This is a genomic window from Pantoea sp. EABMAA-21 (genome assembly GCF_030053335.1).
In the GTDB taxonomy this organism is placed as follows: domain Bacteria; phylum Pseudomonadota; class Gammaproteobacteria; order Enterobacterales; family Enterobacteriaceae; genus Pantoea; species Pantoea communis.
In genome coordinates this window covers 1-14,124 of the sequence record NZ_JASGBX010000025.1, presented here as the reverse complement: position 1 = coordinate 14,124, position 14,124 = coordinate 1, and the positions used below count along the sequence as shown (strand labels likewise).

Annotated in this window: 17 protein-coding genes; 12 read left to right on the top strand and 5 right to left on the bottom strand. The window is 51.4% G+C overall.

Annotated elements, in window-relative coordinates; all coding sequences use genetic code 11:
• Positions 1-18: 18 nt before the first annotated feature.
• From QMZ65_RS23975 to QMZ65_RS23950, 6 genes are all read left to right on the top strand, one after another.
• On the top strand, positions 19-1,623 hold the full coding sequence (locus tag QMZ65_RS23975) for a GMC family oxidoreductase (protein WP_211729034.1): 1,605 nt from the start codon (positions 19-21) through the stop codon (positions 1,621-1,623).
• Positions 1,616-2,944 carry a cytochrome c gene (locus QMZ65_RS23970; RefSeq protein ID WP_283216868.1) on the top strand — a complete coding sequence of 443 codons (1,329 nt, stop codon included), beginning with the start codon at positions 1,616-1,618 and terminating at the stop codon, positions 2,942-2,944. Before QMZ65_RS23975 ends, QMZ65_RS23970 begins: the two co-directional genes overlap by 8 nt.
• 71 nt (positions 2,945-3,015) lie before the next feature.
• Positions 3,016-3,909 carry a dihydrodipicolinate synthase family protein gene (locus QMZ65_RS23965; RefSeq protein ID WP_283216867.1) on the top strand — a complete coding sequence of 298 codons (894 nt, stop codon included), beginning with the start codon at positions 3,016-3,018 and terminating at the stop codon, positions 3,907-3,909.
• A gap of 127 nt (positions 3,910-4,036) precedes the next feature.
• Positions 4,037-4,252, top strand: coding sequence for a YdgH/BhsA/McbA-like domain containing protein (locus QMZ65_RS23960; RefSeq protein WP_097119047.1), 216 nt, complete (start codon positions 4,037-4,039; stop codon positions 4,250-4,252).
• Positions 4,253-4,344: 92 nt separating this feature from the next.
• Positions 4,345-4,497, top strand: coding sequence for a hypothetical protein (locus QMZ65_RS23955; protein ID WP_176505793.1), 153 nt, complete (start codon positions 4,345-4,347; stop codon positions 4,495-4,497).
• 108 nt (positions 4,498-4,605) lie between these two features.
• Complete coding sequence (locus tag QMZ65_RS23950) at positions 4,606-4,821, top strand: YdgH/BhsA/McbA-like domain containing protein (protein WP_034829897.1); 216 nt, start codon at positions 4,606-4,608, stop codon at positions 4,819-4,821.
• 58 nt (positions 4,822-4,879) lie between these two features.
• Here the strand turns inward: QMZ65_RS23950 and idnD are convergent, their stop codons facing one another.
• The 4 genes from idnD to QMZ65_RS23930 form a co-directional block, all read right to left on the bottom strand.
• Positions 4,880-5,920, bottom strand: coding sequence for an L-idonate 5-dehydrogenase (gene idnD / locus QMZ65_RS23945; protein ID WP_283216866.1), 1,041 nt, complete (start codon positions 5,918-5,920; stop codon positions 4,880-4,882).
• An 8-nt stretch (positions 5,921-5,928) separates the two neighbouring features.
• Positions 5,929-7,290 carry an MFS transporter gene (locus QMZ65_RS23940; RefSeq protein ID WP_097119049.1) on the bottom strand — a complete coding sequence of 454 codons (1,362 nt, stop codon included), beginning with the start codon at positions 7,288-7,290 and terminating at the stop codon, positions 5,929-5,931.
• 13 nt (positions 7,291-7,303) lie between these two features.
• A complete protein-coding gene (locus QMZ65_RS23935) occupies positions 7,304-8,593 on the bottom strand; it encodes an MFS transporter (protein WP_160834270.1) in 1,290 nt (429 codons plus the stop codon).
• 70 nt (positions 8,594-8,663) lie between these two features.
• Positions 8,664-9,431, bottom strand: coding sequence for an SDR family oxidoreductase (locus tag QMZ65_RS23930; RefSeq protein WP_283216865.1), 768 nt, complete (start codon positions 9,429-9,431; stop codon positions 8,664-8,666).
• A 279-nt stretch (positions 9,432-9,710) separates the two neighbouring features.
• On the opposite strand from QMZ65_RS23930, the gene QMZ65_RS23925 reads away from it, so the two are divergent.
• From QMZ65_RS23925 to QMZ65_RS23905, 5 genes are all read left to right on the top strand, one after another.
• Positions 9,711-10,412: a FadR/GntR family transcriptional regulator gene (locus tag QMZ65_RS23925; RefSeq protein ID WP_097119186.1), complete on the top strand. Its 702-nt coding sequence runs from the start codon at positions 9,711-9,713 to the stop codon at positions 10,410-10,412.
• 76 nt (positions 10,413-10,488) lie between these two features.
• Positions 10,489-11,742, top strand: coding sequence for an enolase C-terminal domain-like protein (locus QMZ65_RS23920; RefSeq protein ID WP_097119052.1), 1,254 nt, complete (start codon positions 10,489-10,491; stop codon positions 11,740-11,742).
• 191 nt (positions 11,743-11,933) lie between these two features.
• Complete coding sequence (locus QMZ65_RS23915) at positions 11,934-12,143, top strand: YdgH/BhsA/McbA-like domain containing protein (protein WP_097119053.1); 210 nt, start codon at positions 11,934-11,936, stop codon at positions 12,141-12,143.
• A gap of 237 nt (positions 12,144-12,380) precedes the next feature.
• Positions 12,381-12,599 (top strand): type II toxin-antitoxin system CcdA family antitoxin, encoded by a 219-nt coding sequence (locus tag QMZ65_RS23910; RefSeq protein WP_034829890.1) that lies wholly within the window; start codon positions 12,381-12,383, stop codon positions 12,597-12,599.
• Positions 12,600-12,602: 3 nt separating this feature from the next.
• On the top strand, positions 12,603-12,908 hold the full coding sequence (locus QMZ65_RS23905; protein ID WP_211729031.1) for a CcdB family protein: 306 nt from the start codon (positions 12,603-12,605) through the stop codon (positions 12,906-12,908).
• Between the two features lie 41 nt (positions 12,909-12,949).
• Here the strand turns inward: QMZ65_RS23905 and QMZ65_RS23900 are convergent, their stop codons facing one another.
• Complete coding sequence (locus QMZ65_RS23900; RefSeq protein ID WP_211729030.1) at positions 12,950-13,699, bottom strand: IclR family transcriptional regulator; 750 nt, start codon at positions 13,697-13,699, stop codon at positions 12,950-12,952.
• A gap of 135 nt (positions 13,700-13,834) precedes the next feature.
• Here QMZ65_RS23900 and QMZ65_RS23895 point away from each other — a divergent pair, with 135 nt between their 5' ends.
• Positions 13,835-14,065, top strand: a complete 231-nt coding sequence (locus QMZ65_RS23895; RefSeq protein ID WP_502921545.1) for a hypothetical protein — start codon at positions 13,835-13,837, stop codon at positions 14,063-14,065.
• The last annotated feature ends 59 nt before the right edge of the window (positions 14,066-14,124 follow it).

Genomic DNA, 14,124 nt, shown 5'->3' with positions numbered 1-14,124 from the left:
CAGAAGAGTAATGTCGTTATGAAAAACAATAATTCCGCCGATGTGGTTGTTATCGGCGCGGGCGTTAACGGCTCGCTGCTGGCGACCCGTCTGGCAAAAGCAGGTAAATCAGTACTGTTACTAGAGTCCGGCCCGAAAGTAGCACGCGATCAGCTGGTTGAGCGTTTCCGTGCATCGGCGTTCAAATCTGACTTTATGTCGCCGTATCCGTTCTCGCCCAAGGCACCGCATCCGCGCTATACACCGGAACCGAATGATTACCTGCATCAGGCCGGGCCGCATCCGTTTGCTGCGCAGTACATTCGAATGTTTGGTGGCACCAGCTGGCACTGGGCGGCGCAGTTGTGGCGCTTTGTTCCCAACGACTTCCGTCAGCACAGCCAGTATGGCGTCGGCAAAGATTGGCCAATTGGCTATGACGACCTGGAAGAGTACTACTATCAGGCGGAAGTGATCGCGGGGGTCGGCGGATCGCCGGACAATGGTTCGCCGCGCAGCAAACCTTATCCGATGGAGCGCGTGCCGGCGTCCTGGTTGCAGCAACGCGTGACCGCACGCCTGGCACCCGACTTCACCGTGCTCGATGACAGCACGGGTCGCAACAGCCACAGTTACGATGGCCGTCCGGCCTGCTGCGGCAATAACAACTGCATGCCGCTTTGCCCAATCGACGCCCAGTATCACGGCGGGATTGCCGCACAGCAGGCTGAAAACAGCGGCGTGAAAGTGATCACCGAAGCGGTGGTGTATCAGCTGGAGCACGATGCCAAGGGCAATATCGTGGCAGCCAATTACTATGACTGGAACAAAGTCAGCCATCGTGTCACGGCTGAAACCTTTGTACTGGCCGCCAACGCGATTGAAACCCCAAAACTGCTGCTGATGTCTGTCAGCGATAAATTCCCGAACGGTATCGCCAACGCGCACGATAATGTGGGTCGCAACCTGTGCGATCACCCGGCGATAGGCGTGACTTTTGACGTCGATGAAGAGATTTGGCCAGGGCGTGGCCCGGTGAGTCCTTGTTCGATTGGTCAGTTCCGTGACGGCGATTTCCGCAGCGAACATTCACCGTTCCGTATCGATATCTCTAACGCCTCACAGGTTGCCTCAGTGACTAAAGAAGCGCTGGCGGAAGGGCTGTTTGGCAAGAAGTTGCAGGAAGCGATTCGCTTCCGCGCCGCGCGTCGCCTTAGCATCAAAAATGCGCTTGAGCAGTTACCCGATCCGAACAACCGCGTGACCTTGAGCAGCAACAAGGACGAGCTGGGTTTACCCACGCCATCGCTGTATTGGGACGTGAACGACTATGTCATCAAAGGCACCGAAAAAACGCGTGAATGCTATGACGCGATTGCGGCCAAACTCGGCGCAACCAACATTAAGCACAGCAAAACTGGCAAGTTCTCTAATCGTCAGCACATCACCGGCACGCTCTCTATGGGCCTCGACCCGGCGACCAGTGTGACCGATGCGTGGGGGCGTGCACATGATCATCATAATCTGTTTATGGTTGGCACGGGTGTGATGCCAACGGTGGGCACCTGTAACGTCACGCTCACGGCAATGGCGCTGGCTCTTCGTACCGCCGACAAAATCCTGCAGGAGACGCAACATGGCTAAGCACTGGAAAGCCCTGCTTGCAGCAGGCACGTTGGCGTTGGCTGTTTCACAAGCGCATGCCGAGGATCAGCAGCTTATTAAACGTGGCGAGTATCTGGCGATTGCCGGTGACTGCGGCGCGTGCCACACCGAAGCGGGCAAAGCGCCGTTTAGCGGTGGTCATGCCATTGCCAGTCCGTTAGGCACTATCTTCAGCACCAATATCACGCCATCGAAAACAGCGGGAATCGGTAGTTACACTGAGCAGCAGTTTGCAGATGCGTTACGTAAGGGCGAGCGTGGTGATGGTAGTCAGCTTTATCCGGCGATGCCTTATACCGCTTATGCGAAGCTGACCGATGAAGATGTCGCTGCTTTGTATGCTTACTTTATGCATGGCGTGCAGCCGGTGGATGTGCAGCCGGAGAAAACCGCGCTGCCATTCCCGTTCAATTTGCGTTTCAGCATGGCGGCGTGGAACTTGTTGTTCCTCGACAGCAAACCGTTCCAGCCAGATGCCAAACAGTCGGATGAGTGGAATCGCGGCGCCTATCTGGTGCAGGGGTTAACGCACTGCAGCACCTGCCACACGCCGCGTAATTTCCTGATGGCGGAGCAGCAGGATAAGAACCTGCAGGGTGCTTCACTGGGTACCTGGTTTGCGCCCGATATCACGGCGGCTACGTTGCAGGGAAAACCGCACTGGACGCGTGACATGCTGGCACAGTATCTGGCGACAGGCCATGCCAGCAACGGCGCCACGGCGGGTGGACCGATGCTCGAAGCCATTGATAAAAGCTTCTCGCGCATGACGCCAGCAGATCGTCAGGCTATTGCAACGTATCTGCTGCCGCAGGATAGTGCTGCGGCTGAGCCAGCACCGACGAATCACTGGACGCCAGTGCGAGGCGACGACACGCCACAGGCTGCGGTCAGCGAAGGTGAGCAGATCTATCGCAACAACTGCGCCTCCTGCCATAACCTGACAGGTGAAGGGCTAAACGGTTTGCCAGCGTTGCAGAATCATCCGGTGCTCAACACGCCTAACGCCGATAATGTGGCGATGGCGGTATTGGATGGCGTATGGCCAGAACACGATCAGGGGATGATTGGTTTTGCCGGTGAGTTGAATGACCATCAGGTGGCTGCCGTCACTAACTATGTGATGCAGGATATCGGTTACAGCAAGGTGCAAATCACTGAGGAGCGTGTGAAATCATTGCGCGCGGGCGGTGACGCGTCACCTTTGATGCTGGTATCGCGGCTTGGCATGGCTGCTGCGGGCATCATTGTAGTGATCGGTCTGATCTGGTTGAGATTTAGAAAAAGGGACAAACGCTGACGGCTTTGTCCTATGACAAATAGCCAGCTGTTGTTAAGATGCGCTTTTGCGTTATCTAACAGGAGCTGGCTATGTTTTCAGGTCTTAGTGCGTTCCCACTGACCCCCGTCAATGCTACAGGCATCGACGAACAATCCTTTCTAAAGATTCTGGCGCTCTTAACTGCCGCTAAGGTCGACACGCTGGGCGTGCTGGGTTCAACCGGCAGCTATGCCTACTTCTCCCGAGAGCAACGCAAGCGCGTGGCGACACTCGCGGTCCAGCATGCAGACGGTATTCCGGTAATGGTCAGCATTGGCGCGATTAGCACTGATGAAGTGTTGCGGCTGGCTGATGATGCGCAGCAGGCAGGCGTAAGGGCTCTGCTATTGCCGGTAGTTTCGTACCAAAAGCTCACCGAAGAAGAAGTGTTTAATTTTTATGCCGAGGTGGTTCAGCACGTCTCGGTGCCCATTTGTGTTTATGACAACCCCGGCACGACGCACACGCAGTTTTCCGACGCGCTCTACGCACGGATAGCCGCGCTTTCCAACATAGCTTCGATAAAAATCCCCGGTGTTCCTGACCAAATGTCAGCGGCTACCCAGCGGGTGAGCGCACTGCGTGCGCAACTGCCTGAACGCATTAGTATCGGCGTCAGCGGCGATGCCTCAGCGGGTAACGGTCTTATGGCCGGATGTGAGGTTTGGTATTCCGTGTGTGGTGGCTTGTTCCCCAACACGGCATTAGCGCTTACCCGAGCCGCTCAGGCAGGGGATTTCACTGCAGTCGCCGAGCAGTCCCAACGGTTAGCCCCGCTTTGGGCGCTGTTCCGTCAGCATGGCGGAAGTATCCGAGTGATGGCGGCTGCAGCGGCTCTCCTGAGCCTGGCGGACGAGAATAATTTGCCACGCCCACTACGGGCATTATCCAGTGAAGATCAACGGGAAGTGCGACAAGTGATTGAATTTCTGAGTCTGTCTTAGGCTAATTAACTATTAGTGCGATCATAATGATCGCACTAATAGTTAAGATAGATATAGTTTACTTGGTTATTATTACTTCCATCGAAGGCACACAGCCTTCTCATCAAACAAACCAAGGAATATGACCATGAAAACTATCAAAGCAATGTCAATCGCCGCTGTTGCCGCTCTTTCACTGATGTCTGCTGCCAGCTTTGCTCAAACAGTATCTGCCACTTCACTGACTCTGGACGGTGCGGAAGCGAAAATCGCTGCTCAGGCACATCAGCAGAACGCACAATATAAAATCATTGAAGCCAGCGACGGCAATATCGTGCACATGACCGCTGAGTTGTACAAATAATTATCGGATGGTTGCACAGGGAAGTGCCGGAGCAGGCCGCCTTACGGGGCGGCCTTTTTCGTTGAGAGGCGTAATGCAGTGGAGACCGCATCATGAAACAGAATCATGACCAGATTGATCAGCAAGCCAGTGCATTTGTTGAAGCGCTGCGCACGCAGCGTCATGCACATATGCCGGTAATGCGTTTCCATCAGTGGCCGCAGTTTATCTCGACCGTGCGCACCTTGCTTGCGAATAATAATTAGCCTGATCATCATTATCGCACTAATAGTTAATATAGAAACGATAACTAAGGTTATCATTATTTCATCGAGGGCACACAGCCTTCATCAATAACCCAAAGGAATATGACCATGAAAACCATTAAAACACTGACCATCGCCGCTGCTGCCGCTCTTTCACTGATGTCTGCCGCCAGCTTTGCACAGAGCATTTCCGTAGAGTCTTCAACTCTTGACGGTGCAGAAGCAAAAGTTGCGGCAGTGGCACAAGAGCAGGGCGCTCAGTATAAAATCACTGAAGCAAACACCAACAACCGTGTGCACATGACTGCAGAGCTGTACAAATAAGTTTAGTTTCCGCTTCAGCGTTAAGGCCGCCTTCGGGCGGCTTTGCTGTATCTGAAACCTAGAAAACTAACTGCACTTTTGCGGCCCTTTCTTTGTCAGCCGCCAACTCGAGTGCGGCAACCGCCTGGTCCATCGGCATTTCAGCGGACAGTAACGGCAGAGGATCAATTTTCCCCGTCTCCAGCCAACGTACGGCAGTTGAAAACTCATCGACGAACCTAAACGAGCCGCGTAATTGAACCTCTTTAACCAAGAGAGGACCGATGGGATAGGTGATTTCAGCCTGACCCATACCAAGTTGCACGATAATCCCGCCGGGTCGGGTATAGGCAACGACTGAGGCGACGGCAGCGGCAGCGCCGGAGGCCTCAAAACACACATCGAAGCGGCCACCTTGTTCACGCCATCCGGCAACGACTTCTTCATCTCGCGGGTCCCAGACCGAGGCCGCTCCCATTTCTAATGCCAACGTGCGGCAACGTTCGCTGAGATCGGTCGCCACCACTTCTGTCGCTCCTGAAGCTAAAGCCGCTGCAATCACCAGACATCCAATCGGTCCTGCGCCAGTCACCAAAACGCGTTTGCCCGTTAAATCCCCAGCCTGTTTGATGGCGTGAATACACACAGCTAGCGGTTCGGCGAAGGCAATCACCTTTGCCTCTACATTATCTTCATAAGGGATACACTGCTCTGGCGCGACCACCACATGCTGGGCGAATCCACCGTTAACATGAGGGTAAAACTGTGCGCTTCCCATGAATCGCATGGAGCGGCAGAGATTTTGTTTACCTGAGCGGCAGATATCGCACTGCTGGCAGGGTTGCGATGGGTTGATGGCCACTCGTTGCCCTGCATGCAGGCTGCTTGCCTGTGGTGCTTGCTCAACGATGCCAACAAATTCATGCCCTAACACCATCGGCGACTTCAATACCGACATACCTGCCCGACCATGCAAGAAATAATGGATATCGGAACCACAGATTCCCCCGCGCTCCACTTTCACCAGCACTTGATCGCTGTTCAAGGCAATATCTTGATTCTCACACCGTACATCATGGGCTCCCGCCACCATGACGGCTTTAACCGTTTTATGCTGCATGATTACTCCTAAGCATTTGAAGGTGTCTTATATTTCTCTTTGTCACGCGGGGTCGGTTGTTCTTCTGGAGGAACCATGACTTCGATTTTTCCCACCAGGAACAGATAGGCGAGGAAACCTGCCAGAGCGACAGCCGCGATGTACCACATCGCGTATTGAAAGTTTTGCGTGCGTTGCAAAATAATGCCGATGATGATGGGGCTGGCGATACCGGACAAGTTACCGAAGATATTGAGAAATCCACCAATGGTGCCAATCAGGTGACGAGGAATCACATCACTGCATACCACCCAACCGAGATTGGAGAAAGCATTGGCGAAAAAGGCGATAGACAGGATACCAATCGCTATCACGGGTTGGTCCTGGAAGAAATTCACCAGCGCAATAGAACAGGTCAGCAACATTCCTGTCATCACAGGAAGTTTACGCGCAAAGGTACGGCTGCGGCCGCGCTTCAGCAGCAGATCACTTAATGTACCGCCGCACAACACACCAGCCATGGCCATGAGGTAAGGGAACATGGCGCCAATCCCTGCTTTGTCGATCGACAGGTGCAATCCTTTCTCCAGATAGACAATAAACCAGGTCAGGAAAAAGTAGAGCGTGGACGACGCTGCGAACTGGGCAATAAACAGCCCCCAGGTGGTGCGTTGACGCAAGATGAAGCGCACTTCAGGCCAGTTCACCCGGGTATTTGCCCCTTTTACTTCAGAACCATAGCCGCCACCCTGGCGAATAATATCCAGTTCACCTTTATTTACCTGCGTGCTGTGTTGCGGATCGCGATAGCGAATCAGCCAGTAAAAACCAAATACAATGCCGACCGCGCCAGAAATGTAAAACGACATCTCCCAGCCCCATTTACTTACGATCAGGGAAAGTAGAGGGGTAAGGAGTGCGAGCCCAATGTATTGCGCACTGGAATAGGTTGCCGTTGCGCGAGCACGCTCGTGATCAGGGAACCATGTCGCAATGATTTTGGTATTCGAAGGAAAGGAGGGGGCTTCAGCGATCCCCACCAAAGCACGGCAAGCCAGCAACATCATAAAAGAAGCAGTGGCGGTGGCGAAAAGATGGTGCGAAGCAAACCCCATTAATAAGGTGAACACGCTCCACAGCACAATCGCGCTACCATACAGCCAGCGGGATCCGATGCGATCCAGCAGATATCCCACGGGAATCTGGCTCATGGCGTAGAACCAGGTAAACATTGAAAACAGCAATCCGAGTTGAGTCGGTGAGAGCGCCAGGTCTCCCTGAATATGAGAACCCGCCACGGAGAGGTTGGCACGGTCCATATAGTTAATGGCCGTTACAACAAACAACATCGCCAGCACGGAGAAACGGGTACGGGTGGGTTTAGCTGTCATGGATTGACCTTTCTCAGTGCGCAGTGGTGGCGTGGGTTAACGTGTTCGATGCGTTACTAAACCGGGTCAGTGCGGTTAAAAGCACAGCAACCACTAGAGACGCGCCCATAAAGACATATGAAGCCGCAGGACTCCCGGTCAAACCATTTAAGTAACCCACAATCCAGGCGCCGACGAATGACCCTAATGCGCCAAAACAAACGACAAATGACATTGCACCGGCTACAACGTTGCGCGGGATCATTTCAGGTATGGCGGCGAAGAATGGACCATACGGCGTATACATTGCTCCTCCCGCAATGACCAGAAGTGACCAGGAAATCCAGAAATGAGATGCGCCGAGGGTGAAGGATGCAATAAAACAAACGGCCCCCAGCCCGAGGAAAGCCAAAACGATAGCTTTGCGCTGCTGAAATTTATCAGAGTACCAGGACGCGGTTAACATCAGTGGAACGGCCAGCAGATAGGGGGCTGCAGATAGCCAACCGGTTGCCACGATGCCTAATCCAGATGCCGTTTTGAGCATCGAGGGCAGCCACATAATGAAGCCGTACATGCCTATGTTCCAAAAGAAATGGATGAAAGCAAGGGCAAGCACTTTGGGTGAACGAAATGCTTCGCGATAGTTTTTAACGGGTTTTATGGCTTGTTGTTCTTCAGCCAGCGCATTCTCGATGGCACGTTTTTCCGTATCGCTTAACCATTTGGCGTCTTTTGGTCGATCGGCGTATATCACCCACCAGATGACCGCCCAAATGATGGCTGGCGCACCTTCGATAATGAACATCCCACGCCACCCAAAGGAATTGATTAAGTATCCTGAAAGGATCGACATCCACAAAACTGTGATGGGATTACCTAGAAACAAGAAGGTATTTGCTCTGGAACGCTCTTCCCGTGTGAACCAATGACTGAGAAATATCAGCATTGCGGGCATGACAACGCTTTCGGCGACACCCAGAAGAAAACGTACGGCCGCTAAAAGTGCAACGTTATGCACCATTCCTGTTGCAGCAGCCAGCGCCCCCCAAAGGATGAGACTCCAGAAAATCAATCGCTTGGCTGAGTGTTTCTCTGCATAGATACCGCCTGGCACTTGAAAACAGAAATAACCCAGGAAGAATAGAGCGCCCAGCAGCGACGATATTGCCGGTGTGATGTTGAGGTCTTCTGCGAGTCCAGCTGCAGCGCCGAAACCGTAGTTTGCTCGATCCAAATAAGCCAGGCTGTAGGTGATGAAGGCGATGGGAATGAGCCGCCCCCAACGTTTATTAGATAGTGTCCCTGAAATGGTCTGATTCATGTTCTGACCTCTTATCGTTTTAAGGGGAGGGTACAGTGAGTCTGGAAATGCATTTTTAAATGACGTTGGCCTAAAGCGTGGCGAGCCAACCGCCGTCGACATAAATCATTTGTCCATTGACGTAGTTAGAGGCAGAGGAGGCCAGGTACACCGCTGTGCCAATCAACTCATCAGGTTTACCCCAGCGCCCTGAGGGTGTGCTCTTGCAAACCCATTGATTAAATTCCAGATTTTCTACCAGCGCACTGTTCATGTCGGTGAGGATATAGCCCGGCCCGATGCCATTCGATTGGATGTTATGGACTGCCCATTCAGCTGCCATCGATTTCGTCAGTAATTTGATACCGCCTTTTGCTGCGGTATAAGGGGCAACGGTGGCGCGAGCGGCTTCACTCGTGAGTGAGCCGATGTTGATAATTTTGCCACCGCTGTTGCGCGCCACCATACGCCGCGCTGCGGCACGAGCCACCAGGAAGGCACTGGTGAGATTCACATCTATTACACGCTGCCAGTCACTTAACGCCAGCTCCAGCATAGGTTTACGGAACTGAATGCCCGCATTATTGATGACGATATCGACGTGGATATTTTCTTCATCAAGCTGTGCGAAAACGCGCTCTATCTCATCCTCGTTTGCGACGTTAAAGAGAAAGCCTCGCGCATTAAATTCCTGGGCTTTTAACTGTGCTAACGCGTGATACATGTGCTGTTCGCGAGTGCCGTTGAGGATGACAGAAGCGCCAGCTTGCGCTAATCCCGTGGCATAGGAAAAACCGAGCCCACGCGTTGAACCGGTAATCAAGGCCGTTTTTCCCGTTAAATCGAAAAGGGAGTGCATGATAATTCCTCATGTAACATGACTAACAAGTTGGTGTGAAAGTTGTACGTGAGGTTGTAAGTAGCAGCAATAACCTGATCAATAAATTGCAGACTGTTTCACAAAAATGGGATCAGTTAGCAGGAGCTGGAAATAGTAAATAACACATCAACTGTATGAAATTGATGTTTTTTTATAATTCTAGTCAAAAGGGTTAAGCGTGATAAAAGAAAAAACGCCTTGTGCCAGGAGAGTGAAAAAGTTAAAAAGACCAACATGTAGGACAAGTGAGTGAGCAACGTGGCGCTGGCAAGTATTCAAAAACACAATATCGTGGACGTGATCTACGAACAGATGAAGCAGAACATTCAGGATGGCATCTGGGAGCCGGGCTGTAAGTTGCCTTCTGAAGCAGAACTCACGGCCACCTTCCAGGTCAGCCGAGTCAGCGTGCGCAGTGCTGTGCAAAAGTTACGTGATTTAGGTATCGTCATCACGCATCAGGGCAAGGGGACTTATGTTACCCGGGATGTCGCGCGCTATGGGGCCTTCAGCGACAATCAGCCGATTTTGCATCTGTCTCAGGAAGAGTTTGACGATATGCGCGTGTTTCGCCAAACCGTTGAGTTTCGTTGCATGAAGTTGGCTGTAGAGAATGCGACTGATGAAGACATTCAGGCGTTAGAGAGTGCGCTCAATCGAATGCTGGTTAATCGGGATGATTACAAGAAGTATTCCCTGGCAGACTACGACTTCCATCTGGCCATCGTGAAAGCTTCGCATAACAAAATTTTTATTCATGTTATGGAGTCACTCAAAGGCATCTATGTGCATTATCTCGAAGAGTTAAACCGTGTGCTGGGCATTACGCTTGAGAGCGTTGAAGCCCACATTAAGGTATTTATGGCGCTGAAAAATCGTGATGCAGATTTGGCAACAGAGACGCTGAACAGTGCGATGACCCATAACGTGCACGCTATCGAAGATGTACGCCATAACTGAACATAGCAAAAGCCCATTGCGGCTTTTTTTATACTTCAAACATGTAGGACATCATACAAGATTAATGAGGATTAGCATGAGCCAACTTAAGATTACCAACGTAAAAACCATTCTCACTGCACCGGGCGGTATTGACCTGGTGGTGGTCAAAATTGAAACCAGTGAACCTGGGTTATACGGTTTAGGCTGTGCGACGTTTACACAACGTATTCATGCCGTCGCCTCTGCTATCGACAACTACATGAAACCGTTCTTAATAGGTAAGGATCCCGCGCGTATTGAGGATATTTGGCAATCGGCTGCGGTGAGTGGCTATTGGCGAAATGGCCCGGTCATGAACAACGCACTGTCTGGCGTCGATATGGCCTTGTGGGATTTAAAAGGTAAAGTGGCTGGGTTGCCAGTGTTTGAACTGTTGGGTGGTAAGTGCCGTGATGGCATTGCTCTTTATCGCCACTGTGACGGCGCAGATGAAGTTGAAGTTGAAGATAATATTCGGGCCCGTATGGAAGAGGGTTATCAATATGTACGCTGCCAGGTGGGCATGTACGGCGGTGCTGGCACCGATGATTTACGTCTGATCGCCGGTAAGTTGGCTAAGGCACGTAATATTCAGCCGAAGGTGTCACCGCGTAGTCAGACGCCGGGCGTTTATTTCGACCCCGAAGCTTACGCGCGTGCGGTGCCCCGTTTGTTTGATCATCTGCGTAATAAAATTGGTTTTGGTGTGGAGTTTATTCATGACGTACACGAGCGAATCACACCGATTGCCTCGATTCAAATGGCGAAATCGCTGGAAGAGTTCCAGTTGTTTTTCCTCGAAGATCCTGTCGCCCCTGAGAACATCGATTGGCTTAAAACATTACGGACACAGAGCAGTACACCGATTGCGATGGGAGAGTTATTTACCCAGATTAACGAATGGAAACCCCTGATCCAAAACCAGCTTATCGATTATATTCGTTGCCATGTCAGTACCATCGGCGGTATTACGCCTGCCAAAAAGCTGGCGACTTTTGCTGAGCTCTACGGCGTAAGAACCGCCTGGCATGGACCAGGTGATATTTCACCCGTTGGTGTCGCTGCAAATCTGCATATCGATATGAGCATTACTAACCTCGGTATTCAGGAATATACGCCGGTCAATGAGGCTTTGCAGGAAGTCTTTCCGGGCTGCCCGGAGATTGATCGTGGTTATGCATACCTCAGTGCTCGCCCAGGTTTAGGTGTAGATATTGATGAAGCCCGTGCAGCTAAGTATCCAGTTAAAGGTGACCAACCCGAGTGGACTAATGCTCGCTTGCCGGATGGCTCTGCGGCAAGGCCTTAATTCAAGTCGCCTTCGGGCGGCTTTGTTATTTCTGATGCGCTAAGGCAAATACTCAACCCAAAACTCTCATTCAAATAATTAGAACGATAAAAGCAAAATGATTAGATTTCAACCATCACAATACAGGTCTATTCTTTTTCACATCGAGGCAGAATGCCTCATAATCTGAAAATGAATTTGAGGAAATGACCATGAAATCTATCAAAACTTTCGTTGCAGTTTCAGCCCTTACTCTGGTTTCATTTGCCAGCTTTGCACAGAGCATTTCCGTTGAGTCCTCAACTCTTGACGGTGCAGAAGCAAAAGTTGCCGCAGTGGCACAAGAGCAGGGCGCACAGTATAAAATCACTGAAGCAAACACCAACAACCGTGTGCACATGACTGCAGAGCTGTATAAATAAGTTCAGTTTCCGCTTCAGCGTTAAGGCCGCCTTCGGGCGGCTTTGCTGTTTCCGAACTAAGTAACCGCCTCTCATACGTTCTACTTAGATGATCTCTAAGGTCATCCAGGCCCCCCTCATATACCTTAAATCTGTAATATTAAGATTTCCCTGACACAGATTTGGCAATGGTGACTATTTACCCTCATTGTATACCCATATAGTATACCTCTAAACGACATCGATTTAGGGGGCTAAATGAGAGGCAAAGTCAGTATCACCGTTGAGAAAGACAACTATAAATATTTGGTTGACTCCGGCGTTAACGTTTCTGCATTAGCGGATGCGGCTTACGCCAAAGAGGCTAAGCGCATTAAAGGGGAACGTTGGAAGGAAGAAAATCGTGAGGGCATGGAAGAACTTGCCGCTTTTAACCAAAAGTTTGGCTCGTTCGCTGATGAGAACAGGAAGTGGTAACTCATGCAATTTGATGTTTATGAATATAAGCGGACCAGTCATTACCAACTTTTTGTCGATGTTCAGAGTAACATCCTTGATACACCGGGATTTAGAATGGCCATCCCGCTTGTTGATGCCTCTTTACTCTCTGAAAAAGTGAGTAAAGAGCTCCTTCCAATCGTTCAACTCAATGGCACTGCTTATCGGCTGAAAACTGACGATGTCGTTAGCGTTTCAAACAGCGTGTTTGGCGATAAAGTCGGAAGTCTTGCAATCTACGAAACTGAAATTAAAGACGCTATTAACATTCTGTTTTGGGGTGTGTAAACCACTCTCAAATCTAACCCGCCCTGGCGGGTTTTATCTTTTTAGCGCGCCACCAGCGTTTCAATTTCTGCCTTCGCCTGCATCAGCGCGGCCAGTAGTTGGGGAAACTGCTCATCGAAGCGCATAGCCGGCACGGCTAAGGCCAGGGCATAGCGTTCACCCGGCCCGGTGTGCAGAGCAACACTGACGCCACAAACGCCGCGCGCATGCTCCTCCCGATCAATCGCATAACCTTGCTGGCGAATTGACTCAATCGCTTTCAGCAAAGGCTGACGATCTTTCAACGTTTGCAGGGTGCGCACCTCATTCAACTGCGGCATTAACCTCGTCAAAAGCTCCTCAGGCTGTTCCGCCAATAGGGCTTTGCCATGTGCGGCGCAGTGGGAAGGAAAGGCTGTGCTGATGGGCGAAACCACGCGCAGCTCCTGATCCGAAGCATATTGGCTGACCAGTACCGTGTGGCTGCCACGCCAGACATACAAGTCCACCGTTTCGCGGGTGCGACGCCCCAGCGTCTCCATCGCCGGTTGCGCCAGCGCAATAATATCGGTGTGCGCTGAGGCGGCAAGTCTGGTCAGTGCTGGCCCCAATTTAATTCCCGCGCTGTCCTGGATCAGCAACTGCTGCGCAATCAGAGAGGTCACCAATCGATGAACCGTGGTTCGCGGTAACGCAGTCGATTTCGCCAGTTCGGATATTGATAATCCAGCGGGGCGATTTTCCAGTGCGCGCAAAAGGGTGGCGGCACGTGCAATCACCTGTGATCCGTTAGCTTCAGTATCTGCGACCATTATTCATCCGTTTCATCGATTTACCCACGCGCCACTCTATCACGTTACCCGGTAGCGATTGACATCACACGCGATTACCCTAACACTCATGTCCGATATGTGGATGATAAACCCATTATGCGGATAGGTGTATTCATGACTGTATTAAAACCTGCAGCGGCAATGACGTTATTGGCGGTGAGTTGCCTGACCATCATGGTGGGCTGCGTTATCGTACCGGGATTGAGTGAGATTGCTGCGCAATTAGGAGTCTCACATCTGGCTAATTGGTTGGTAACGCTGCCAGCATTGGGCGTAGTACTGGCAGGGCCTTTTGCCGGACGAGCGATAGACCGTTATGGCGCTTACTGGAGTTGCCCCCGCTAAAACGGACACGGTTAATTTATAGCTAGCAGCGAACTTCTGTATTCCCTTGGTGACTGCAT

Excerpts from the sequence above, each read along its gene's own strand:
- QMZ65_RS23975 (WP_211729034.1), top strand. The coding sequence starts at position 19 with ATGAAAAACAATAATTCCGCCGATGTGGTTGTTATCGGCGCGGGCGTT.
- QMZ65_RS23970 (WP_283216868.1), top strand. The coding sequence starts at position 1,616 with ATGGCTAAGCACTGGAAAGCCCTGCTTGCAGCAGGCACGTTGGCGTTG.
- QMZ65_RS23965 (WP_283216867.1), top strand. The coding sequence starts at position 3,016 with ATGTTTTCAGGTCTTAGTGCGTTCCCACTGACCCCCGTCAATGCTACA.
- QMZ65_RS23960 (WP_097119047.1), top strand. The coding sequence starts at position 4,037 with ATGAAAACTATCAAAGCAATGTCAATCGCCGCTGTTGCCGCTCTTTCA.
- QMZ65_RS23955 (WP_176505793.1), top strand. The coding sequence starts at position 4,345 with ATGAAACAGAATCATGACCAGATTGATCAGCAAGCCAGTGCATTTGTT.
- QMZ65_RS23950 (WP_034829897.1), top strand. The coding sequence starts at position 4,606 with ATGAAAACCATTAAAACACTGACCATCGCCGCTGCTGCCGCTCTTTCA.
- idnD (WP_283216866.1), bottom strand. The coding sequence starts at position 5,920 with ATGCAGCATAAAACGGTTAAAGCCGTCATGGTGGCGGGAGCCCATGAT.
- QMZ65_RS23940 (WP_097119049.1), bottom strand. The coding sequence starts at position 7,290 with ATGACAGCTAAACCCACCCGTACCCGTTTCTCCGTGCTGGCGATGTTG.
- QMZ65_RS23935 (WP_160834270.1), bottom strand. The coding sequence starts at position 8,593 with ATGAATCAGACCATTTCAGGGACACTATCTAATAAACGTTGGGGGCGG.
- QMZ65_RS23930 (WP_283216865.1), bottom strand. The coding sequence starts at position 9,431 with ATGCACTCCCTTTTCGATTTAACGGGAAAAACGGCCTTGATTACCGGT.
- QMZ65_RS23920 (WP_097119052.1), top strand. The coding sequence starts at position 10,489 with ATGAGCCAACTTAAGATTACCAACGTAAAAACCATTCTCACTGCACCG.
- QMZ65_RS23915 (WP_097119053.1), top strand. The coding sequence starts at position 11,934 with ATGAAATCTATCAAAACTTTCGTTGCAGTTTCAGCCCTTACTCTGGTT.
- QMZ65_RS23910 (WP_034829890.1), top strand. The coding sequence starts at position 12,381 with ATGAGAGGCAAAGTCAGTATCACCGTTGAGAAAGACAACTATAAATAT.
- QMZ65_RS23905 (WP_211729031.1), top strand. The coding sequence starts at position 12,603 with ATGCAATTTGATGTTTATGAATATAAGCGGACCAGTCATTACCAACTT.
- QMZ65_RS23900 (WP_211729030.1), bottom strand. The coding sequence starts at position 13,699 with ATGGTCGCAGATACTGAAGCTAACGGATCACAGGTGATTGCACGTGCC.
- QMZ65_RS23895 (WP_502921545.1), top strand. The coding sequence starts at position 13,835 with ATGACTGTATTAAAACCTGCAGCGGCAATGACGTTATTGGCGGTGAGT.